This window comes from Marinomonas sp. ef1 (assembly GCF_002806845.1).
GTDB lineage: Bacteria > Pseudomonadota > Gammaproteobacteria > Pseudomonadales > Marinomonadaceae > Marinomonas > Marinomonas polaris.
Genome location: NZ_NHTT01000024.1, coordinates 12219 through 34009, shown reverse-complemented (window position 1 = coordinate 34009; position 21791 = coordinate 12219). Strand labels below are relative to the sequence as shown.

The following is a 21791-nucleotide window of genomic DNA, read 5'->3' as shown; positions in this document are numbered from 1 at the left end:
AAGTATTTTATCCTTAGCGACAACAAATAACAGCTACAGAATTTAACAAGTAAAGGCAAACAAATGACCCAATATCAAAAAACTCTTGGCCCTCTACAAGGCATAGCAATGACGGTGACTACCTTTATTGGTACTGGCCTGATGATATTACCAGCCATGTCTGTTGCTCAGGCAGGGTCCTTTGCTTTTTATGCTTGGTTAATTACCGCCACAATGATTATCCCAATTGCATTTATTTTTGCGTTACTTGGCTCCAAGTACCCTTCCGCTGGCGGAGCATCACACTATATTGGACGAGCGTTCGGGTCGCGTTATGAAAAAGCGGTTGGCTGGTTGTTTTTAAGTATTTTATTGGTTGGCCCTGCTGTTGCTATAAAAGTCGCAGCGGCATATTTGACCATTATTTTTAAAACATCTGATGAATGGATTCTTGCCTTTAGTCTATTAACCCTTGCTGGCATGCTTTTCTTTGCCATTGTAGGTATGCAAACCTCAGCTAGGTTTCAAACCGGTATTGTCATCGTGATGATTGGCGCTATTTTGTGGCTTTGCTACATTGGTGATATTTTAGACAGTCGCCAAGTCATTGAAGCACCATTAACCACAGTTGAGTGGCAACAAACACTGTACGCCACAGGCGTAATATTTTGGTGTTTCTTAGGCATTGAAGTCATGGCCCATATGGGCGCTGAGTTCAAAAATCCCACTAGGGATTTCCCAATCGCATTACTGGGTGGCATCACTATAGTTATTCTTGCTTATCTAAGTTTAGTACTGCTCATTGCTTGGCATCACACTTACGGCGACGAAGTTACCAACAGCCAATCTTTAGCACTTTTAGTTAGTAAACTAATGGGCGAAACCAGCAGCCGATTCTTTGCTGTTGGGGCTTATATCATCGCCTTCGCCAACGTGGCAATTTATATCTTAGGCTTCTCCCGTATGGTGCAATCTATGGCACAGCAAGGCGCATTACCTAAAACCTTTATCGGGCTTAATAAAAACGGCGCGCCTGAAAAAGCAGTATTACTGGTTGGTTTAATCACTCTATTTTCGATTGTATTTTCAGAGGTCTCAGGCTGGAAAATGTCATGGTTTATTGAAATGACCAACGGCAGTTTTTTGCTTATTTACACATTAACCTGTGTTGCTGCTTTCAAACTGGTCAATCGTGCTGCCCAACTATTGGCTATCGTTGCCTTAATAAGCTGTAGCTTCATGGTGTTTTTCATTGGTCAAAGCATGCTGTTTGCTATTATCGCTTTCTGCTTAGCTCTCAGTTATGAATATTTACGATCACCAAAAAGTCCGATCAAAGGTTCAAAACTTCATGTACAATAACGGCAATTGATATCACCATTTATAAAGCAACGATGATTCCGTTGAGTTCAGTAGGAGAGTTTTTATGCCATTATTAGACAGTTTTCGTGTCGACCACACTCGTATGGATGCACCAGCAGTACGTGTAGCTAAATCCATGTCCACACCTAAAGGTGATGACATCACAGTTTTTGATCTACGTTTCTGCGTGCCAAATGAAGAGATCCTTTCTGAGAAAGGAATTCACACACTAGAACATTTGTTTGCTGGTTTCATGCGTGACCATCTAAACAGTAACAACGTCGAAATTATCGATATTTCGCCAATGGGTTGTCGTACTGGTTTCTACATGAGTTTGATCGGCACACCTTCAGAAGAAACTGTTGCGGCTTCTTGGAAAGCTGCAATGGAAGACGTATTGAAAGTAAAAGCCAAATCTGACATTCCAGAGTTGAACGAATACCAATGTGGCACTTACGAAATGCATTCCCTAGAAGAAGCGCAAGAAATCGCGAAAATGATTCTAGACCGTGATGTGAAAGTAAACAGTAACGAAGAGCTTTACCTAAGCGAAGAGTTCTTAAAAGAACACAGCTAAAAAGTTATTTAAGCTAAAACACAAAATGTAAAAAATAAAAAAGGTGACCTAGCGTCACCTTTTTTATTTGAGCTTAAAACTACGAACCTTTTAAGAACGTGTTGCCGTTGCTAAAAAAGCACTCGCTAAAACAAACACACTTCCCATGCCGCGATTGAGGTTTTTCATACCCTTAGGGCTTCGAATCAAACGGCGAATTTGCTTGCCACTCATTGCATAAACATAAGCCGCAATAAACTCCGTACAGCAAAAGGTTAATCCCATCCAGAAAAACTGCATAGGAACAGGCTGACTAAGATCCAATAACTGCGGAAAAATAGCAGTAAAAAGTAATACAGCTTTAGGGTTGCCGATCGCTACTAAAAACTCTTGGCGCATTCTCGCAAGGTGTCCACGTTTCGCCTTGGTTCCCACTTCGCTTTCATGCTCCTCAAGCACCATAGCCGCACTGCGCCAGGTTTTGATGCCAACATAAAACAAATAAGCGACACCGAACCATTTGATAACACTAAACCAAAAGCTAGAAGAAACAATAATAGCCCCTAAACCTAGCGCGGAAATTAACATCAAGATGCTAAAAGCTAGATTTCGACCAACCACAGCAATAACAGCTTTAGTCGCGCCAACCTGAATGCCGTTGTGCATAGAGGTAAAATTATTTGGGCCAGGCCCTAAAGACAGCAACATCAACAACGGCGCAGTTGCTAACCAAACACTAAATGTCATAGCAATGAATTCTCTTAAGATTGAGCTAAAAACGGTCTAAATTAACAGCGAAAGTTAACCCTGAAATTTGGCGCAACTCTACAGCCAAATAATCCACCTGTCAGCCTATTTTCCAACCATTTTCGCAATACAAAAGTGAATATATTAAGATGTTTGGAAATCAATTAGTTACCCGCTGCAATAATAAAGAAAAACCTTAAATTTACTTTTTTATCCAAAGCCAAGCGCTCGAATAACCTTTTATTTCATCTGTGGAAACTTACCCTCACTCCGTAAAATAGCCACTCCGTTACCAATAATTAGGGATTAGCTATGTCTATTGCACATATTTTTTTATGGGCCACCGCCGCCATTTGGGGCTTTGCCTTTGTCGCCCAAAGTGTTGGCATGGAAAGCCTTGGACCACACAGTTTTAACGCTATGCGTTTTCTATTAGCGACATTGTCGCTGTTACCTTTATTGTTTATTTTCAAACCAAAGCAATCTCAAAATAATCGAAAGCTTTGGTTAGGCGGTATCGCGGCTGGAAGCTGTTTATTTTTGGGCTTTACATGTCAACAAATTGGTTTGCAATACACAACAGCAGGTAACGCAGGTTTTATCACTAGCATGTACATTGTGTTCGTGCCGATACTGGGACTTATGCTCGGCCATAAAACCGAAAGACATACCTGGATTGGAGTTGCTCTAGCGCTAATTGGTCTTTACAGCCTGACCGTTGGGCCAAACCTGTCCATAAACAAAGGCGATGCGATAGAACTACTAGGCACTCTTTTTTGGACAGGACATGTATTGCTAATAGGATATTTGTCTCGATATGTATCCGCCTTGCCACTTTCTATTGTTCAGTTTTTCGTAGCAACGCTATTAGCCTCTATCACCGCTTTCACATTAGAAACACCAACGCTTGAAGGCATTAAAATAGCTTGGTGGCCGCTGGTCTATGCTGGCGTCGCCTCATCTGGTATTGCGTTTACATTACAAACTTTAGGACAAAAAAATGTTTCACCTAGTATCAGTGCTCTTATTCTCTCATCTGAAGCGGTATTTGCCGTATTAGGCGGTTGGATATTTATGGAGGAAATCCTTTCAACTCGTGCTCTGGTTGGTTGTGGCTTCATTATGACAGGGATGATTATTAGCCAGTGGCCACGTAAACCTATCACGGCAAAAGTAGTGGTAAACTAATCTTCTTGAGCGATATTTAATGGCATGATACGCTTGACTGGTGTTGTCATTATCATCATGGTGTTGGTATCGCTCAAATCAATTAATCGTTCTAATAGCACATCAAGCTTAGACATAGATCTCACTCCTACTTTGAGTACAAAAGCATAAGGCCCTGTTACGTTGTAGCATTCAATCACTTCATCTAAGCCCATAACGAGTGCTTTAAATTCTCGCTCTTTGGTACGATAAACCTGACATTCTACCAAGGCAGTAATCGGTATCCCTGCTTTTTCTAAGTTGACTTGGACACTGTAGCCAGTAATCACGCCAGACTCTTCTAATTTGCGTACTCGCTCCGCGACCGCAGGTGCAGTCAGATGAACCATTTTACCCAATTCTGCGTAGGTCAAACGGCCATTCTGTTCTAGCAACTTGAGCAGTTTCCAATTCGTTTTATCCATTTAACCCTCACTTAGCACCCATCATTTACGCATAAAAAAGCCGCGGGCAAGCGCGGCTTTTTCAGTCTATCTACAAGACCACTACAAAAATAGCAGACGATTACAAAGACAGTGTCTTTTCACCACGAGCGATACCAGATACACCAGTTCGAACTACTTCAAGCAAGTGAGCACCGCCCAACGCTTGTAGGAATCCATCTAGTTTATCTGACTCGCCAACGATTTGAATCGTATAAATAGACGGCGTCATATCAACAATGTTGCCGCGGAAGATATCAACAGTACGTTTCACTTCAGCACGCTGAGCACCAGTAGCACGAACCTTAACCAGCATCAATTCACGTTCAATGTGCTGACCTTCAGTCAAGTCCACCAGCTTCACCACATCAATCAACTTATTTAGTTGTTTAGTGATTTGCTCTACCACCTGATCTGAACCAAATGTCGTCAGTGTAAGACGAGACAAGGTTGGATCATCTGTTGCCGCTACGTTCAATGATTCGATGTTAAAGTTACGCTGAGAGAACAAACCAACTACTCGCGACAAAGCACCCGGCTCGTTTTCCATCAATACAGAAATAATATGTCGCATATTAGGTACGCTCCGTCTTGCTCAAGAACATATCGCGCATAGAGCCGCGAGGCACTTGCATCGGATATACATGCTCTTCTGGATCCACGTAACAGTTAATGAAGACCAATTGATCTGTCATTGCAAACGCTTCTTCCATCTTGGCATCGAGTTCATCTTTAGTTCGAATTTCAACATACTTGTGACGGTAAGCGTCCATCAGTATTTTGAAATCAGGCAATGAATCCATGTAAGAATTTGAGTAACGACCTTCATAGTTCATGTCTTGCCACTGGCGAACCATGCCCAAATAACCGTTGTTCAAACACAAAATCTTAACCGGCAAACCGTATTGCAAGCAGGTAGAAAGCTCTTGAATATTCATCTGAATACTGCCTTCACCCGTCACACAAACTACGGTTTCTTTAGGAAAATTCATCTTCACGCCCATTGCAGCAGGAAGACCAAATCCCATCGTGCCTAAACCGCCGGAGTTAACCCAACGATTTGGCTTATCAAATTTATAATACTGAGCAGCAAACATTTGGTGCTGACCTACATCAGACGCCACATAAGCATCGCCTTTAGTGGCGCGCCAGCAAGCTTCAATCGCGGCTTGAGGCTTAATTTTTTCGCTGCTAGTGTCATAACGACCACCATGTACCAAACGCCATTCATTGATTTGCTTCCACCAACCAACAAGCGCTTCAGTGTTTGAACTTTGACCTTCAACCAAAGACAGCATTTCTTCCAGAACCTGACTAACAGGACCAACAATAGGCACATCTGAACGAATAGTTTTAGAAATAGCAGCAGGATCAATATCAATATGGATAATTTTTGCGCCAGGGCAAAACTTATCAGGATCATTCGTCACACGATCATCGAAGCGAGCGCCAACTGCTAAAATCACATCACTGTGATGCATTGTCATATTCGCTTCGTATGCGCCATGCATACCCAACATACCAACAAATTGCTTGTCTGTTCCTGGGTATCCGCCCAAGCCCATCAAAGTATTGGTAACAGGCACGTTCAAAGACTTAGCCAATTTGACTAGCAAATCAGATGCACCGCCCATAATAACACCGCCACCTGCATAGATAACTGGACGTTTAGCAGCTAACAACAAATCAACTGCTTTTTTAATCTGACCACTGTGGCCTTTGGTTGGCGGAGTATAAGAACGAATAGAAACAGATTCAGGGTATTTGTATTCGTACTTATCACCTGGCATGGTCATATCTTTTGGCACATCAATCACAACAGGGCCTGGACGACCTGTGCTGGCAATGTGATATGCTTTTTTCATGATCATAGGAATTTCAGAAGGATGCTTAACCGTAAAGCTATGCTTCACAATTGGACGTGACACACCAATCATATCGGTTTCTTGGAACGCATCTTCGCCGATCAGGTAGCTCATAACCTGACCACAAATAATGACCATGGGAATAGAGTCCATATAAGCCGTCGCAATACCTGTAACAGTATTGGTTGCACCTGGACCCGACGTTACGAGAACCGTACCAGCTTTGCCCGTGGCGCGTGCATAGCCATCAGCCATATGCGTTGCAGCTTGTTCATGCCTAACCAGAATATGCTTTACGTCAGACTGACGATGCAAAGCATCGTAAATATGAAGTGCGGCTCCACCTGGATAACCATAGATATATTCAACTCCCTCATCTTTGAGGAAGCGGGCGATCATTTCACCACCGGATAATAACTCCACCTTGTTACCCTCTATAGTATTTATCTGTCTTTTAATTTTAGTGCAGCTATTGTAACCGCATAAGACAAGCAGATTAAAGTTGATAGAACGAAGTTTGCTAAACTAACTGAGGCAACTTTTAAAAATAAGGAACATTTATATAAAAGTAAGAAACACTCAAACGCAATAAATCGCAGTTTTTACACTGCCCGCGTCTTTTCGCGAGGAGAAGTATAGGACAACAATATTGCGTCATTCTACACTTGTGCTTATCAGAACAAATCTGACTGAGATGAGCTAGTGGCCCATAAAAAGGAGTCATCGACAGGGTGTCGTCGAATTATATAGCGTCTCATTTTGTCTTTGCGCCTAAGATTTGTCAACACATAGCGTATAAAAACTTGCTCTAACCTACGCTTCATGGTGTCATAGCGGCATAAATTGATTAGGAGTTTTACCATGGCTAATGAGCTTAACCAACAACGAGTTATTGATGAATTTTTGCGCTGTTTTCGTAAGATGCTTATGGATCCAGAACTCGCTGGAGAATTAGTCCGTATTGCTAAAGAAAATATCAACCAGCCAAATGCTTATCAACGTATTGCAGAAGAAGTGTCAAACCAAACAACGATTAAAATCCAAGAGGAACACACGGAAGCCGATCGTAAGTTCATCAAGCTATTGATGGATGTTGTTAAAGGCGACTCTCAGCTTTATTAATTTCTTGTTCTTCACGCTAGGCTGTTTTTTAGCCTAGCGTCTAATGTTTTGGTACTCACTTGCTTCCTTCGTCTTTATCCAGTCCAGAAGAATTAAACCAACTTGCTGATGAGATTAAATCGTGGGCAGTTGAATTGGGGTTTGCCGAAGCTCGTATCGTCAAACCTGATCTTGCGCAATACAAAGACGAATTTAACGAATGGCTTAATAACCAATACCATGCCGGTATGGATTATCTTGCCAATCATGGCGACATGCGTTTTTATCCCGAGCAGCTGCATCCAGGGACTCGCCGAGTCATCTCACTTCGTATGCATTACCTTCCCCAATCGGTCGAAACAGTCGAAAGACTAAAAACCAAAGACAAAGCCTATATTGCACGTTATGCCTTGGGGCGAGATTATCATAAATTAATTCGTAAACGCCTTACTCAATTAGCCAAGAAAATAGAGCAAAAAGTCGGTGATCATGGCTATAGAGCTTTTGTCGATAGCGCGCCAATTCTGGAAAGACAAATTGCCGAACAAGCTGGCATGGGCTGGATTGGCAAAAATACTCTTTTGCTAACACCAAAGGCAGGCAGCTGGTTTTTGCTCGGTGAAATATTTACTAACTTGCCACTTCCTGTCGACAAACCTACTGAAACAAGACATTGTGGAAGCTGTACCGCCTGCCTAACTCAGTGTCCAACCGATGCTTTTGTGGAGCCTTGGGTTCTTGATGCAGGAAAGTGCATTTCTTATCTAACGATTGAGCATAAAGGCCCCATTCCAGAAGAACTGCGCAGTAAAATGGGCAACCGGATTTTCGGTTGTGACGATTGTCAGCTAGTTTGCCCTTGGACCAAGTTCGCAAAATACACCGAAGAAGATGATTTCCAGCCAAGACACAATCTGGATTCAGCGGATCTAGTTGAATTATTTGAGTGGAACGAAGAAGCCTTCTTAAAAAATACCGAAGGCTCCCCTATTCGTCGAACTGGTTTTGAAAACTGGCGTAGAAACATTGCTGTCGCACTTGGTAATGCACCAACTAATTCAGCCACTATTCAAAGCTTAGAAAATGCGCTCTCTGATTCTTCTGAGCTAGTGAAAGAGCACATCGTCTGGGCATTAAAACAGCACGATCTTTGACAAAACGGCTATACAGCAAAGATTAACGCGAATAGCGCAACAAACCTTCCTGAGCGGTTGAAGCTACTAACTCCCCTTTCTGATTAAAAATTTGTCCGCGAACAAATCCTCTACCCGAATTAGCCGATGGAGAATCAGCCACATAAAGCAACCATTCATCCAATCTAAATGGACGGTGAAACCAAATAGCATGATCTAAGCTGGCAGCAGTAAGATAAGGGCTGCCAATTGAAATGCCATGAGGCATCAAGGCTGTTTCAATAAAACCATAATCTGTCGTGTAGGCAAGCATGGATTGATGAATTAACGCGTCATCAGGCAGAGCTGACACACTACGAATCCACATATGGCGCTTCGCAATACCTGGACGAGGGCGAAATGGATTCTGATTTTCTACGATTCGATATTCAATAGGCCGATCTGCGGTAAATAAATCCCGTACTTTAGACGGAATCTCATTAGCATGTTCTCGATAGAGTGATAATTCCGACTTAAATGACTCAGGTCCTGGGACATTAGGCATAGCATCTTGATGAGCTAAACCCTCTTCCTCGATATGAAAAGATACCGTCATCGCTAAAATACTTTTACCAAATTGCGAGGCAATCACCCGTCGAACACTAAAGCTTCTTCCATCTCGAACCGTTTCTACCTCGTACTCAATAGGGTGAGATGAATCCCCAGGGCGTAAGAAGTAACAATGCAGAGAATGAGGGAATCGCCCTTCAACCGTCTGAGTGGCTGCACTCAAACCTTGCCCAATAACTTGACCACCAAATAACTTGGGAAAACCTATATCCTGACTACGACCAATAAACTGGGTAGACGACACACGCTCTAACTGTAATAAACCGATGAGATGATTAACGACTTGATTCACCGTTATCCTCCTATGCAATATGATTATCCATATTATGCCGCTTTTTCGGCTCCAGCCTGAACAAAAAAACTCATAAAATACAAAAACACCAAGAATATTGTCGAAATCTTTTTTAGCACTTTGCTAAATAGGCATTTTTTTGCTTTGATGGACACCTAACTCATGAGGTAATTTTTTCTTGGTAACATCTGCTTTAATCGATCCATTTGGTCGAAAAATAGACTACTTACGCATTTCCGTCACCGACCGATGTGATTTTCGCTGTACCTATTGTATGGATGAAGATGTCACTTTTATGCCTAGAGATCATATATTGTCTTTAGAAGAAATTGTTCATGTGGCAAAAACCTTTATATCTATGGGCACCAAACGCATTAGAATTACAGGTGGCGAGCCTTTGGTGCGCAAAAATATTCTTTGGGCAATTGAGCAAATAGCCAACACTAAGGGATTAGAAGAACTCACCATTACCACCAACGGTTCACAACTTTATAAAATGGCACAAAGCTTACTCAACGCTGGCGTATCACGTATTAACATCAGCCTCGACACGCTAAAAGCAGATCGATTTTACGCCTTAACTCGCAGAGATAAATTTCAACAAGTTGTCGACGGTATAGAAGCCGCCAGTAAGCTGCCATTTAAACGCTTAAAAATTAACAGCGTTATGCTCAAGAATCATAACGATGATGAGCTATTTGATCTTGCTCAATTTGCCTTAGATCGCAAAATGGACATCAGTTTTATTGAAGAGATGCCGCTTGGTATTATTACTGACCATAATCGTGCAACAACGTATTTATCTAGCGACAATGTCATCGATACGCTTAGCAAACAATATGAACTCACGCCGAGCTCATTAACCACCAGCGGCCCAACACGCTATTATCAGGTAGCAGGCTATGACCATAAAATCGGCGTTATTTCACCTCATAGCCACAATTTTTGCGATACCTGCAATCGTGTCAGGCTAACAGCCGAAGGTCGCTTATTACTCTGCCTAGGCAATGATCATTCAAAAGATTTAAAAACAGTGCTTCGCAATAACTCATATTGTTCCACTGAATTAGGCTCAAAAAACCATAATTCAACAGAACTAGAAAACGCGATTATTGAAGCACTAGCACTCAAACCTGAAAAACATCACTTTAATCTTGATGAAGCCCCTCAAATTCTACGCTTCATGAGCGCGACAGGAGGCTAAAAAAGGAATTCCCATGGCTAAAACACCAACACCTTTCCGTCCACTAAATATCAACGTCCTAACCGTTTCCGATACTCGATCTATTGCTGAAGACACATCAGGTGATGCACTCATTGAATTGCTGAGCAAAGCGGGTCACACGCTCAATGAAAGAAAATTAGTGAAAGACGACGTTTACCAAATGCGTGCCGTCGTATCAAACTGGATTGCTGACAAAGAAACCCACGTCGTTTTAATTACTGGCGGAACCGGCTTTTATTCACGCGACAGCACACCAGAAGCTATGACGCCCTTATTTGATAAAACCATTGAAGGTTTTGGTGAACTATTTAGACAAATCTCTTATACAGAAATTGGTACATCGACTATTCAATCACGCGCCATTGCTGGATTGGCCAACCAAACACTGGTGTTCTGTTTACCTGGTTCCACCGGTGCTTGTAAAACCGCATGGAATGGCATTTTAGAAGAACAGCTTAACGCTTCTCACAGGCCATGTAATTTTGTCAGCATGCTGATTGGCCCGAATGCAACAAACCAGCACGAGGCATAACTTACATGTCTACTTTATTTGCCTTTGAAGACGCTCTAGAAGAAATTAAGCACAATGCTAACGTTCGTGTAGAACAACAAACACTTACTCTTACAAACGCGGTAGGACGAATCCTTGCTATAGACGTTGTCGCAGGAATATCCGTTCCCGCCCATGACAACAGTGCAATGGATGGCTACGCCCTAGCCTGCGCAGATTGGTACGCTGGAAAACATTTTAATGTGAGCCAACGAATTGCGGCCGGTCGACATCCAGAGCCTTTGATTCCTGGAACCTGTGCTCGTATTTTCACCGGCGCAAATATCCCAGCTGGTGCAGATACCGTGGTCATGCAGGAAAATGCTCAACCTGTGGGTGATAAGGTCGTTTTTGATGAACAACCAAGTCTCGCCGACAATGTTCGTCCTCAAGGACAGGATATGCAGGCAGGCCAAACAGTCATCAAAGCAGGCGTAAAAATCACGCCAATACATATTGGCCTTTTGTCTAGCCTTGGTATCACTGACGTTATTGTCTACAAGCCATTAAATGTTGGCATATTAACAACAGGCGATGAACTTATTCCTGCGGGTACAAGTCTAAAAGCAGGGCAAATCTATAATTCAAACGGCCCAATGTTGAGCGCTCTTGTTACTCAAGCTGGCCATAATGTGAGTCTTTGCATTCACGCAGCAGATACCTTAGAAGACACGAAAGCCGCGCTAAAAACCTTGATGCAATCCTGCGATGTTATTCTGTCGTCAGGCGGTGTTTCTGTCGGCGAAGAAGACCATGTGAAAGAAGCATTAGAAAAATTAGGGAAAGTGCATTTATGGAAGATAGCCATAAAGCCAGGTAAACCCCTTGTTCATGCAACACTTCAGGGCATCCCTTTTCTTGGCTTGCCAGGAAATCCAAGCTCAACCTTGGTAACCTATCATTGGTTCGCACGTCTTTTGCTGTCTATTTGTTCCGGTCAAATTGCCGAGTTACCCCAATCTTATCTTGTAGACGCAGGCTTCAACCGTAACAAAACAATCCAACGAGATGAGTTTTTAAGGGTCTCGGTTGGAAAGGATGGTCTAGCCTATGCGCATCCACAACAAAGCTCTGGCGCATTGTTAGCTGCTTCTGAAAGCCAAGGCTATTTGCATGTCAAAGCAAACACTCAAGTAGAATATGGCCACTCTTATCCTTTTTATCCTTTCTCTGCCTTCTAACTTTCCTCTTTCTTCATAACTCACCTAGACTAAGAGAGTAGCGTTCTGAAAAATCGGAATGCTGTTCTCTTAATTTGAAAAAAACTAAAACCATTAGCACTAACAAAAGGCGAAGAAAATGAGAGACGTAGAATGGGAAACATCCCTATATGAACATCAGCACGCGATGATCAAGCGACTCGATGCTTTTAGAAAAGGTGCGAAAGCCATCGAATATTCGAAAGATGAAACAATGGTGATCGAACATTCCTTTCAACTACTTGTCGCCTCCATGCTGGACCTTGCTCGCTATGTTTTAAAACATCACTACAAAACCGAGATATCCTCACGCAAAGAAGTGTTAAACGCGCTTATTGTGAATAAAGATGTCACTTATGAACAAGCAGAACAAATTAGGTCGCTAATCATTTTAAGAGACAAAATTCTCCACAACTACCTTGACGAAAATTTTGCAGACTTGGAAGAAGCCATGACTCTTAGGCGCTACAGCTTAGTGGAAGTATTAACAAAAGAATGGATAACTCGCTTATCAAGCCCTTCTTGATAAGCATAAAATATTTAGATTAAACCGAGGCGTCGAGAAAAGCCTGTCGTAATAACCCACGAAACCAGACATGAGCAGCGTCATGTTGGAAACGTTCATGCCAAATCATCGAATAATCAAATTCGCGTGAAGCAAAAGGCAGCTCGTGTACGACTATTTCAGATACGGTTGCCGCCATATCTTCAGCAAAGAGTTTTGGAACCGTCAGTAATAAATCACTGTCCATCACCACTCTTGCTGCTGGTACGAAATTAGGCAAATGCACCGCAACATGACGCTTATGACCCATTTTTTCCAGCTCTCGATCAACCGCGAAATACTCTCGACGGCCTAACACAACTTGTACATGGCTTGCCTGTAAATAACTTTCTAAGGTTAATTTGTCTTGAATACCTGGATGATCTTTACGAGCCAAGCAGACCATACAGTCACTCTTCAAACGCATAGCCCGAATACCTGTTGGCGGCTCTTTAGACAATACAGCAACCGCCACATCAATATTCGTTTGATCTAATTCGGCCACCATATCCTCATTCCAAGATTTTACATCCAAGATAGCATCCGGCGCTTTTTGTCGAAATTGATCAAGAATTTTAGGCAAAACCGTTAATGTACCGAAGTCTGTAGTCGATAAAATAAACCGTCGCTTACTACTTTGAGGGGTAAATTCACGAGGCTGAATAAGACTTTCAAGCCCCTTTAACGTATCCGCTAAAAGTGATGCTAAGTCTTGAGTTTTAGCAGTGGCTGATAAACCATGGGAGGTGCGAATAAACAGAGGATCATCGAATACATCGCGTAATCGCGATAATGAGCGACTAACAGCAGGCTGAGAAACATTAAGTCGCGTTGCTGCTTTCGTGACATTAAGTTCTTCAATCAAAACTTGAAAAACATACAGTAAATTCAAATCTATATCAGACAAACGTATTTCTGACAAAACAACACCCCAACCAAGCTTGTTATCATTATAATTAGGAATCATAACAAGCTTTTAGAAGTGACAATAGCAGTCTCGATCACAAGCACAAAAAATTACGTTAATATCTAAACAAACAGAAATTTCAACGCTTGATAATAAACGACTAAGCAGACAACTCGCGAATTTGTGCAGATGTCATACCCAGCAAATACAAAATACCGTCTAAACCAAGATTATTCATCGGACATGGTGCCTGCTCCCGAACCAAAGGCTTAGCATGCAAAGCTACACCTAAAGCAGCATGATTTAGCATCAATAAATCATTGGCACCATCGCCACAAGCAATAGTCTGTTGCCAATCAACATTTTGTGTCGTAACAATATTCGTCAACAAAAGCTTCTTACGCTCACCATCAACAATATCGCCTAAATGCTTGCCAGTTAATTCATTATTTTTAATTTCTAGCACATTGGCATGCACTTCAGTCATACCATATTCAGCTTGGACTCGGTCGGCAAAATAGGTAAAGCCGCCAGATAAAATCGCCGTATGCCAGCCATAATGATGCAACACCTTCATCAAGGTTGAAATGCCATCCATATGCTGAATTCTGTTATAAACCCCATCCATAACCTCGCTACTCAAACCTTTTAGCAGAGCTAAGCGCTGTACAAAGCTTTCAACAAAATCGATTTCACCGCGCATGGCGCTCGCAGTCACAGCGGAGATTTGTTCACCGATTCCTGCTTCGACTGCCAATTCATCCATTACTTCAGCTTTGATAAGCGTGGAATCCATGTCAAATACAGCAACGCCCGGTGTTTTAATATCTAACATTGACGACTGATAAATATGATCGATACCAGTATCATTAGATAAACGTAAAAGCTCAGTACGAATAGATACGCGATCAAGTAGGCTATCATCAACCATAACTTGCGCCACAGAAATAGCATCTTGAGCATCTGACAACAGACGAATTGCTCCTTGTAAACCACGTGCCTCTAACCAAGCGTTAAATTTATCAAGATATTCAGGGTTCAAAGAACCAATAAGAGTAATACTGGCAGACATAAACGCTCCTAATTCAATAAGACGCCTACTATAGCAAATCGTTTTCTTTTCGCTAAGCACCTGTTCTACTTTAAAGAATTCAGAAAACGGCCGTTATGATGTGTATACTTTACTCATCGTTCTACGAGTTACCCCAAAGGAAGTTAATGGACACCCAACCAAAAACCAAGGCTATCGCTGCTTTCATACGTAAAAAACTTAGTGCGTCAGCCATTACCGTTGCCACCTTTATCTCGCTTATGATTCTCACTGTGTGCATTTTTTGGTACACAATGACCCATGCGCTAGGCAACTATTTATCTCAACAAACTGAAGTATTAGGCAGTAGCTTAGCAACTCAGGCCGCATTCAATGCCACTCAGTCCATCTTAAACAACGATTTATTAAGCTTAAATGTGTTACTCAATCGTCTAGTGGTTGATGACAATATTTTGAGTGCTCGAGTATTTAACAAAAAAGACGAACTACTGGCAGAAGCGGACAGTGGTAATTCTGGGATGCAATCTGAGCAAGATTTTCGGCCAAGTGATACTCGAAGAGTATATAGTTCAAGCATAAAATTCAGAGACGAGATCGTTGGTCATGTACTAATTACGCTAGACAAAACGCCAGCTCAGGCTACATTACAACACCTAAACAATTTGTTAATTGGCGTAGCTATATTTACTTGTACCATTGCGTTATTGCTGGTCATCTTAATCACAAAATGGCTTTTTGCGCCGATCAACGATGCCTCTTCTGCTCTCATTAATTATAGTAAAGGACGAAAACCAACCGAATTACCAAAACCCATATATAAAGAAGCAAAGGCGCTATTCCAAGCGATTGAAAAAATCCAATCCATAGAACGCCCTAAAGAAGAAATAGAAAAGCCCATCAAGACAGAAGAAGAAAGTGCCTCACAAGTGGCAAAGCCTCAATTTGAAATAAACTTTGATGCCATCTTTGAAGAATCCAGACAGCGTAGCTGTGTTCTCTATTTTGACATTCTTAATTTAGATGAGTGGCACAAAGATATGACACCGCTAAAAGTAGCTAATTTATTAACGCCAATCTATCGAGCGATATTTCAAGCAAGCGAAGTATACTTAGGTCAAGTTCATCAATACGAAAATGACTCAGCGATCGTACTTTTCAGCGCACACAATTGTGAAGATAATTTATATATTAATGCAGTTAGTACAGCACAGCTATTCTTAGGATTGGTTGATAAATTACTGGAAAATGAACTCTATACCGACATCCCTAAACTAAACTTTCATTTAGGATTACATCAAGGTAATACCCAAGTTACCAACATGGTAAAAGAGAATCGCTTTGAGCCAGATCGAATCGAAACACTTTTGACGAGCATTCATCAGTTAAGTGAGTCTGAAAGTATTAACAAACTAGTAATCAGTGATGATATTTTTACCTTATCGCACATACAAAATCGCGTATTCACTGGCCTTCCAGAAGTGATTGATGATAATGGCAAAGAAATATTAGCTTATGAAGTAAAAGGCATGTCAGATAAATACAAACAACAAATCCATAAGCATATTCTTGAGATAGCTAGCCCAGAAGAGCAAGAAGACAATACTTTATAAGCTTACCAAAATCTGAACATAAAAAAACCCGCTTTCATGCGGGTCTTTTTTGTTCAAATTATGTGTTAATCATCAAACCGAATCACATCATCTAATGACAAACCTTCTTTATCCATAATTAAACGCAGTTTTCGTAATGCCTCGACTTGAATCTGACGAACACGCTCACGCGTTAAACCAATTTCAGCGCCAACATGCTCTAATGTGCTAGCTTCATGTCCTCGCAGACCAAAACGACGTGTAATGACCTCACACTGCTTTTCGCTCAACTCATCAAGCCAAAGTTCGATACTATTTAAAACATCGCCATCTTGACGATCCGCTTCTGGCCCCTGATGAAGAGTATCTGCTAAAATTTCAACCAAACTCTTATCATTATTATCCCCTCCGAATGTTGCATCAATTGAGCTAACCTTTTCATTCAGGCCAAGCATCTTTTGTACATCTTCTACAGGACAATCTAGCATTTCTGCAATTTCTTCAGCACTAGGCTCATGATCTAACTTTTGTGTCAGTTCACGAGCTGCGCGCAAATATACGTTAAGCTCTTTTACTACATGAATCGGCAAGCGAATGGTTCTTGTCTGATTCATGATCGCACGTTCGATGGTTTGCCGTATCCACCAAGTAGCATAAGTTGAAAACCGAAATCCACGCTCTGGGTCAAATTTCTCCACCGCTCTAATCAAGCCAAGATTGCCTTCTTCGATTAAATCCAACAGAGATAAACCTCGATTAAGGTAACGTCGAGATATCTTAACAACCAAACGTAAATTACTTTCTATCATGCGCTTACGCGCTTTTTGATCACCCTTTAGTGAAAGGCGAGAAAAATATACTTCTTCCTCGGCAGTAAGCAGTGGAGAAAAACCGATCTCACTTAAATACAACTGAGTAACATCAAGGTTACGACTAGAATCAGCGTCGGCATAACGAGCACTTACAGCCGACTCAAACTCTTCATCAACCAATTCCTCGTCAACAAGCACATCTCCAATGAGCTCATCATCCAGTGTATCAAGGTCAAAATCTCCAATATTCGAAACCTTAGCTGCTTCTTTATCCATATTTGCAAACTTCATGTCCCCTCCTTAAAACGCTAATTTCGCTTAATTCATTTTGGGCAAAACATCTAACGGGTCAATAGGCTGACCATCTCGACGAACCTCAAAGTGAAGTAGTGGCCTATCATCTCCCTTGCCACCGATAACAGCAAGAGAATCACCTGCTCGAATATTTTGCTTTTCTTTTACCAATATTCTTTCGTTGTAAGCATAAGCACTAAGATATACATCGTTGTGCTTCACGATAACAAGATTGCCATAACCAATAAGACCGCTGCCTGCATAAACAACCGTTCCATCAGCAGCCGCTTTTACCAATGCTCCTTGCTCAGCCTTTATATCTATACCTTTACTACTAACGCCAGCGTTTGAAAACCCCCTAGTGACCTGTCCATCAACAGGCCAAGACCAACTACCCGATATTTTTTCGTCTTTCGTATCATTTTTAGACAATTTTTCAGGCACTTTGACAGAAACAATCGGATCAGATTTAGAGGGTATATTTTTCGTATTTGATACAATTAAAGGGATAGAAGATGTCGAATTATTAGCGACTGAAGGAGGCGTATTTTGGACGCCAATTAGACGGATTTTTTGCTTAGGATAAATGGTATAAGGGGAATCAATATGATTCGATTTAGCAAGTTCGCGATAGTCTAACCCATAGCGGAAAGCAATAGAGAACAAGGTTTCACCGCTCTGGACACGGTGAACACCAGAGGAAGGAATAGAAGACACACTGGCATTATTTGAGGCGTAAGTTCGATTGTTTTTTGCCGAATAATGCAACAGTTCATAAGAGCATCCTGACAATAAAAAGCACAACAAAACAAGCCGACTTATTAACCAAGCTAGCGATGAACAATCATGACTTTTAAGGACGCAACGGAAGATAATTCTTTACCCCAATATCCGATTTAAATTAATTATTACTATTTGTCGATTTTCGTAAAAATATGTAAGAAATAAGAATCACACTCAAAAACCCTATAAAAACAAACACAACTGGAAGTAAAAAATCAGTCGGCCAATAATAATTGAGGAGCTCCCAAGGCAACACAAGATGCTCTTCTAACGGCAGTTTTTTATCACCTATAACACTCCAAGTATCCGTCACTTTCCAAGGCCATACTTTAACTAGAGCTCCCAGCATAACACCTGTAAGAAATGACAAAGTCATGGACCTTACATGATTGAGCAAATAATGAAGAACTTTAGAAAAGGTTAACAATCCAATCAAAGCACCCGCTGCAAAAACCAAAATAACAGCAAGATCCATACTTTTAACTGCCGAAAGAATAAATCCGTACATTCCAAGCATCAGTAGTAAAAAACTCCCTGAAATACCAGGCAAAATCATCGCACAAATTGCAATCATGCCCGAGCAAAAAACCATGGTGTAAGACGTATTTAACTGAGTTGGAACAAGCAAGGACAAGCTAGCACCAACAGCTACACCAACCATAAGCCCACCAAAATGCCGCCAAGAAAATCCAGATATCTGACTAATTAAGAAATAAGCTGACGCTAAGATCAGCCCAAAAAAGAAACTCCACAAATAGCTCGGATAAACAACTAAAAGATGTGTGATCAAGCCTGCAAGCATAAAAATACTGGTGACAACACCCGCCCCCAATGACAATAAAAAAGCGCCATCAAAATGCTTCCATAAGCCTTTTAAATCACCTTTAAACAACATAACTAAACTGGCTTTATTCACACCGCTTAATGCATTAATAAGTCGATCATAAACACCTAAAATAAAAGCAATCGTCCCACCAGAAACACCTGGGACGACATCTGCGGCGCCCATTAGCACACCACTCAAATACACTCTAAGCCATTTAGGCATGTTCCATTCCTTCTAATAGGGGTACAAAATACGCAGGTTCTGTCCCTAGACATTTCCAACGATCACCTTCTTTACGCCAACAGCCTATCTGTGGGCTAGGATGATCAATCGGCATAATTAAAATACCTTGCTGTTTCAGACAATCTGTCAAGGCTAACGGAATTTTACTTGCCATTGCGGTAATAATAACGGCATCCATCTCAACTTTATTAGGCCATCCAGTCTGCCCATCACCAAATAAGTACTCAACATTCCTGACTCCCATCAACGACAAACGCCTCTTCGCTTGTAAATAAAGCGGTTCGTGACGCTCAACGGTATGAACTTTATTAAAAAAATGCGACAAAATTCGAGTCTGATAACCCGATCCGGTACCAATTTCCAACACGCGACCAAGCCGAGAATGCGCCAAAAGCCATTCGGTCATTCTAGCTACTGTAAGCGGCTGACTAATGGTTTGATTTCGACCGATAGGAAGTGGCGTTGCTGAATAAGCCAAATGCGAAAACGCAGGCTCTACAAACTCATGACGAGGAATAGAGCCCATCAGGGCCAATAGTTCTTCATGAGTAATCCCATGTTTTCTAAGCTGATCAACCATCTTAGAAGCTTTGGGCTCCGTATGTGAAACTAACCAGTTGAGATCGTGCAGGCTCATAGCGTTATTGTGTCTGTCCATTTTGTAAGAGGAGATTTTGCTTCATAACAAGTCATATCCGTATGAATTGGCGTAATAGAAACATAGCCCTTATTCACAGCACAAAAGTCTGTTCCCTCCGACACATCATGAGGCTCAGACAAAGCACCAATCCAAAAGCTTGGAATGCCTTTAGGGTGTTGAGCTGAAATAGGCGCTTGTGCCTTATGGCGATAACCAAGACGTGTCACCTGTATCCCTTTGAGCTCGCTATATGGGACATCAGGGACATTGATATTCAATAAGATACCAGCAGGCAACTCAAGAGTATGTGAATCCTTCAAAAGCAGCATAATAACTTTTGCTGCAGTATCAAAATGCAGATTCCCAACTAAGGACACTGCTAACGCGGGGCGCCCTAAATGACGAGCTTCCATGGCAGCAGCAACCGTGCCGGAATAAATAACATCGTCACCCAAATTGGCTCCGTGATTAATTCCAGAGACAACCAAGTCCACATCGCCATCAATTACTCCTGACAATGCCAGATTAACACAATCTGTCGGCGTACCATCAACACGATACTGCCCCTCCGCAACCTTAATCGGCTGTATAGGGCGAGACAAGGTCAAAGAGTTACTAGCACCACTACGATTACGATCTGGCGCCACCACTAAAATGGCGTACTCTCGCTGTAAATATTTAGCCAGCGTCTGTATACCAAGCGCATCAAGACCATCATCATTAGCGATCAATATTCTCATGGTATTTCTCTGCAGACTTATCCGTATAATCTATCATTTCACGCAACAGACTGGTCGCAAAACACCCTTTTGGTAAGGAGAATTCAACGATCAATTGCGCATTCCCTTCTTTCTCTCTTAGCAATTCCCACGCCATATTCATCGGCACAAGGCGCGCCAGTCGGCTGTCTCGAGAAAGATCAAAGGCAATCAAAGCATCAACCAAGTCCATACTTTCCGCCAAAGAGTCTTTCATCACTCGCTCACGCTGATGCCCGGTGCCAGCCTCCCAACCCTCACTAATCATAGGTAAAACTGGGCTGATACTGCCTCGCATCACGCTTAAGTGCATCAAAGCGCCTACTTCTTTTACACGGAACTGCTCATCTTTATGCTGAAACTGAGCAATATCACCATCACATAAACGCATCCACATACCATTTTCAACTTGATCGCTTAATGCTTCATTGAAACACCAAGAGCGAATAGCCGATAACCAAAAGGATTCCGTCTTTGATAATTTGCGGCGACTTTGCCGCCCTTTTAGGACAAAATCTTTGCCGTTGTGCAAATTATTACCGTTTATACCAAAGCGTTGTGGACCATAATAATTGGGTACACCAGCTTGTTTAATGAGATTCAAACGCCCTTCTAGCTCGTCTAGATCACCATTAACGTCACGAAGTCGGATAACAAAGCGATTCGCTAAATGCGCGCCAGTGCGAAGCTTTTTCGAATGGCGTAACTGCGCAATTACTCGAACACTTTCCGGCTCTCTAAATGCTTCCTGAATGGTCGTTAAATCTGGTTCTTGATTCAATACATGCAAACAGAACCACTGACGCGTACAAGCATGACGATCTTTCACGCCACTATACGTCACTTTATTCGGAGCAATGCCGACAATTTGAGCCAAGCGTTTAGCAAGGAAATCAGTATTCACCCCTTCCTTTTCAATGAACACAAAGCAAAATTCACCTTTGCCATCAGGCTCAAAACCTAACTGCTCTTCGACGTAAAAGTCTTGTACATGGGTTTTCAAATCCCCAGTAACAGTTGGCTTAGACCAAGCGTATCGCCATTCGGTATTCATACATTACCTTGATTAAAAAGAGC

23 protein-coding genes are annotated in these 21791 nt (G+C 41.8%); 10 read left to right on the top strand and 13 right to left on the bottom strand.

The window, feature by feature from the left end; all coding sequences use genetic code 11:
- Window positions 1-63 precede the first annotated feature (63 nt).
- Complete coding sequence (gene yjeH, locus CCS02_RS21210) at window positions 64-1341, top strand: L-methionine/branched-chain amino acid transporter (protein ID WP_100637638.1); 1278 nt, start codon at window positions 64-66, stop codon at window positions 1339-1341.
- Window positions 1342-1405: 64 nt separating this feature from the next.
- Window positions 1406-1918: an S-ribosylhomocysteine lyase gene (gene luxS, locus CCS02_RS21205; RefSeq protein WP_012069038.1), complete on the top strand. Its 513-nt coding sequence runs from the start codon at window positions 1406-1408 to the stop codon at window positions 1916-1918.
- Between the two features lie 90 nt (window positions 1919-2008).
- Here the strand turns inward: luxS and CCS02_RS21200 are convergent, their stop codons facing one another.
- On the bottom strand, window positions 2009-2644 hold the full coding sequence (locus tag CCS02_RS21200) for a LysE family translocator (protein WP_072839679.1): 636 nt from the start codon (window positions 2642-2644) through the stop codon (window positions 2009-2011).
- 312 nt (window positions 2645-2956) lie between these two features.
- On the opposite strand from CCS02_RS21200, the gene CCS02_RS21195 reads away from it, so the two are divergent.
- On the top strand, window positions 2957-3832 hold the full coding sequence (locus tag CCS02_RS21195; RefSeq protein ID WP_100637637.1) for a DMT family transporter: 876 nt from the start codon (window positions 2957-2959) through the stop codon (window positions 3830-3832).
- Here the strand turns inward: CCS02_RS21195 and CCS02_RS21190 are convergent.
- The 3 genes from CCS02_RS21190 to CCS02_RS21180 all read right to left on the bottom strand — a co-directional run bounded on the left by CCS02_RS21190 (window position 3829) and on the right by CCS02_RS21180 (window position 6581).
- Window positions 3829-4275: an Lrp/AsnC family transcriptional regulator gene (locus tag CCS02_RS21190; RefSeq protein WP_100637636.1), complete on the bottom strand. Its 447-nt coding sequence runs from the start codon at window positions 4273-4275 to the stop codon at window positions 3829-3831. The two genes, CCS02_RS21195 and CCS02_RS21190, sit on opposite strands and share 4 nt — an antisense overlap.
- Window positions 4276-4375: 100 nt before the next feature.
- Window positions 4376-4867 (bottom strand): acetolactate synthase small subunit, encoded by a 492-nt coding sequence (gene ilvN, locus CCS02_RS21185; protein WP_012069034.1) that lies wholly within the window; start codon window positions 4865-4867, stop codon window positions 4376-4378.
- 1 nt (window position 4868) lies between these two features.
- Entirely contained in the window at window positions 4869-6581 is a 1713-nt protein-coding gene (locus CCS02_RS21180; RefSeq protein ID WP_072839676.1) for an acetolactate synthase 3 large subunit, read from the bottom strand.
- Window positions 6582-7019: 438 nt separating this feature from the next.
- On the opposite strand from CCS02_RS21180, the gene CCS02_RS21175 reads away from it, so the two are divergent.
- Both CCS02_RS21175 and queG read left to right on the top strand, forming a co-directional pair.
- A complete protein-coding gene (locus CCS02_RS21175) occupies window positions 7020-7280 on the top strand; it encodes a hypothetical protein (protein WP_012069032.1) in 261 nt (86 codons plus the stop codon).
- 59 nt (window positions 7281-7339) lie between these two features.
- The gene (gene queG, locus CCS02_RS21170) at window positions 7340-8413 is read left to right on the top strand and encodes a tRNA epoxyqueuosine(34) reductase QueG (protein ID WP_100637635.1); all 1074 of its coding nucleotides are present in this window, start codon (window positions 7340-7342) and stop codon (window positions 8411-8413) included.
- A 22-nt stretch (window positions 8414-8435) separates the two neighbouring features.
- On the opposite strand, the gene CCS02_RS21165 is transcribed toward queG, so the two are convergent.
- Complete coding sequence (locus CCS02_RS21165; protein WP_100637634.1) at window positions 8436-9293, bottom strand: acyl-CoA thioesterase; 858 nt, start codon at window positions 9291-9293, stop codon at window positions 8436-8438.
- Between the two features lie 178 nt (window positions 9294-9471).
- Between CCS02_RS21165 and moaA the strand changes: the two genes are divergently transcribed.
- The 4 genes from moaA to CCS02_RS21145 all read left to right on the top strand — a co-directional run bounded on the left by moaA (window position 9472) and on the right by CCS02_RS21145 (window position 12793).
- Window positions 9472-10497 (top strand): GTP 3',8-cyclase MoaA, encoded by a 1026-nt coding sequence (gene moaA, locus CCS02_RS21160; protein WP_100637633.1) that lies wholly within the window; start codon window positions 9472-9474, stop codon window positions 10495-10497.
- A 13-nt stretch (window positions 10498-10510) separates the two neighbouring features.
- The gene (gene moaB / locus CCS02_RS21155) at window positions 10511-11050 is read left to right on the top strand and encodes a molybdenum cofactor biosynthesis protein B (protein ID WP_072839672.1); all 540 of its coding nucleotides are present in this window, start codon (window positions 10511-10513) and stop codon (window positions 11048-11050) included.
- Window positions 11051-11055: 5 nt separating this feature from the next.
- Window positions 11056-12249, top strand: a complete 1194-nt coding sequence (locus CCS02_RS21150; protein ID WP_100637632.1) for a molybdopterin molybdotransferase MoeA — start codon at window positions 11056-11058, stop codon at window positions 12247-12249.
- 118 nt (window positions 12250-12367) lie between these two features.
- The gene (locus CCS02_RS21145; protein ID WP_072839670.1) at window positions 12368-12793 is read left to right on the top strand and encodes a HepT-like ribonuclease domain-containing protein; all 426 of its coding nucleotides are present in this window, start codon (window positions 12368-12370) and stop codon (window positions 12791-12793) included.
- 19 nt (window positions 12794-12812) lie between these two features.
- Here the strand turns inward: CCS02_RS21145 and CCS02_RS21140 are convergent, their stop codons facing one another.
- Window positions 12813-13778, bottom strand: coding sequence for a LysR family transcriptional regulator (locus CCS02_RS21140; protein ID WP_100186028.1), 966 nt, complete (start codon window positions 13776-13778; stop codon window positions 12813-12815).
- A 100-nt stretch (window positions 13779-13878) separates the two neighbouring features.
- Window positions 13879-14790 (bottom strand): phosphoserine phosphatase SerB, encoded by a 912-nt coding sequence (serB, locus tag CCS02_RS21135; RefSeq protein ID WP_072839669.1) that lies wholly within the window; start codon window positions 14788-14790, stop codon window positions 13879-13881.
- 146 nt (window positions 14791-14936) lie between these two features.
- Here serB and CCS02_RS21130 point away from each other — a divergent pair, with 146 nt between their 5' ends.
- Window positions 14937-16379: an AhpA/YtjB family protein gene (locus CCS02_RS21130; protein WP_100186027.1), complete on the top strand. Its 1443-nt coding sequence runs from the start codon at window positions 14937-14939 to the stop codon at window positions 16377-16379.
- Between the two features lie 65 nt (window positions 16380-16444).
- Here CCS02_RS21130 and rpoS read toward each other — a convergent pair whose 3' ends face one another.
- The 6 genes from rpoS to truD form a co-directional block, all read right to left on the bottom strand.
- A complete protein-coding gene (gene rpoS, locus CCS02_RS21125; protein ID WP_072839667.1) occupies window positions 16445-17461 on the bottom strand; it encodes an RNA polymerase sigma factor RpoS in 1017 nt (338 codons plus the stop codon).
- 27 nt (window positions 17462-17488) lie between these two features.
- The gene (locus tag CCS02_RS21120; protein WP_232728940.1) at window positions 17489-18256 is read right to left on the bottom strand and encodes a peptidoglycan DD-metalloendopeptidase family protein; all 768 of its coding nucleotides are present in this window, start codon (window positions 18254-18256) and stop codon (window positions 17489-17491) included.
- 109 nt (window positions 18257-18365) lie between these two features.
- Entirely contained in the window at window positions 18366-19295 is a 930-nt protein-coding gene (locus tag CCS02_RS21115; RefSeq protein WP_100186025.1) for a DUF368 domain-containing protein, read from the bottom strand.
- On the bottom strand, window positions 19288-19953 hold the full coding sequence (locus tag CCS02_RS21110) for a protein-L-isoaspartate(D-aspartate) O-methyltransferase (RefSeq protein ID WP_072839664.1): 666 nt from the start codon (window positions 19951-19953) through the stop codon (window positions 19288-19290). Before CCS02_RS21110 ends, CCS02_RS21115 begins: the two co-directional genes overlap by 8 nt.
- Window positions 19950-20696 carry a 5'/3'-nucleotidase SurE gene (surE, locus tag CCS02_RS21105; RefSeq protein ID WP_100186023.1) on the bottom strand — a complete coding sequence of 249 codons (747 nt, stop codon included), beginning with the start codon at window positions 20694-20696 and terminating at the stop codon, window positions 19950-19952. Before surE ends, CCS02_RS21110 begins: the two co-directional genes overlap by 4 nt.
- Window positions 20677-21768: a tRNA pseudouridine(13) synthase TruD gene (truD, locus tag CCS02_RS21100; RefSeq protein WP_100637630.1), complete on the bottom strand. Its 1092-nt coding sequence runs from the start codon at window positions 21766-21768 to the stop codon at window positions 20677-20679. Before truD ends, surE begins: the two co-directional genes overlap by 20 nt.
- Window positions 21769-21791: the final 23 nt, after the last annotated feature.

Bases quoted from the DNA above. Each gene is read 5' to 3' on its own strand.
- luxS (WP_012069038.1), top strand. From the start codon at position 1,406: ATGCCATTATTAGACAGTTTTCGTGTCGACCACACTCGTATGGATGCA.
- CCS02_RS21175 (WP_012069032.1), top strand. From the start codon at position 7,020: ATGGCTAATGAGCTTAACCAACAACGAGTTATTGATGAATTTTTGCGC.
- CCS02_RS21200 (WP_072839679.1), bottom strand. From the start codon at position 2,644: ATGACATTTAGTGTTTGGTTAGCAACTGCGCCGTTGTTGATGTTGCTG.
- CCS02_RS21130 (WP_100186027.1), top strand. From the start codon at position 14,937: ATGGACACCCAACCAAAAACCAAGGCTATCGCTGCTTTCATACGTAAA.
- CCS02_RS21115 (WP_100186025.1), bottom strand. From the start codon at position 19,295: ATGCCTAAATGGCTTAGAGTGTATTTGAGTGGTGTGCTAATGGGCGCC.
- CCS02_RS21140 (WP_100186028.1), bottom strand. From the start codon at position 13,778: ATGATTCCTAATTATAATGATAACAAGCTTGGTTGGGGTGTTGTTTTG.
- yjeH (WP_100637638.1), top strand. From the start codon at position 64: ATGACCCAATATCAAAAAACTCTTGGCCCTCTACAAGGCATAGCAATG.
- CCS02_RS21195 (WP_100637637.1), top strand. From the start codon at position 2,957: ATGTCTATTGCACATATTTTTTTATGGGCCACCGCCGCCATTTGGGGC.
- surE (WP_100186023.1), bottom strand. From the start codon at position 20,696: ATGAGAATATTGATCGCTAATGATGATGGTCTTGATGCGCTTGGTATA.
- CCS02_RS21145 (WP_072839670.1), top strand. From the start codon at position 12,368: ATGAGAGACGTAGAATGGGAAACATCCCTATATGAACATCAGCACGCG.
- rpoS (WP_072839667.1), bottom strand. From the start codon at position 17,461: ATGAAGTTTGCAAATATGGATAAAGAAGCAGCTAAGGTTTCGAATATT.
- CCS02_RS21150 (WP_100637632.1), top strand. From the start codon at position 11,056: ATGTCTACTTTATTTGCCTTTGAAGACGCTCTAGAAGAAATTAAGCAC.
- moaB (WP_072839672.1), top strand. From the start codon at position 10,511: ATGGCTAAAACACCAACACCTTTCCGTCCACTAAATATCAACGTCCTA.
- serB (WP_072839669.1), bottom strand. From the start codon at position 14,790: ATGTCTGCCAGTATTACTCTTATTGGTTCTTTGAACCCTGAATATCTT.
- ilvN (WP_012069034.1), bottom strand. From the start codon at position 4,867: ATGCGACATATTATTTCTGTATTGATGGAAAACGAGCCGGGTGCTTTG.
- CCS02_RS21110 (WP_072839664.1), bottom strand. From the start codon at position 19,953: ATGAGCCTGCACGATCTCAACTGGTTAGTTTCACATACGGAGCCCAAA.
- truD (WP_100637630.1), bottom strand. From the start codon at position 21,768: ATGAATACCGAATGGCGATACGCTTGGTCTAAGCCAACTGTTACTGGG.
- CCS02_RS21190 (WP_100637636.1), bottom strand. From the start codon at position 4,275: ATGGATAAAACGAATTGGAAACTGCTCAAGTTGCTAGAACAGAATGGC.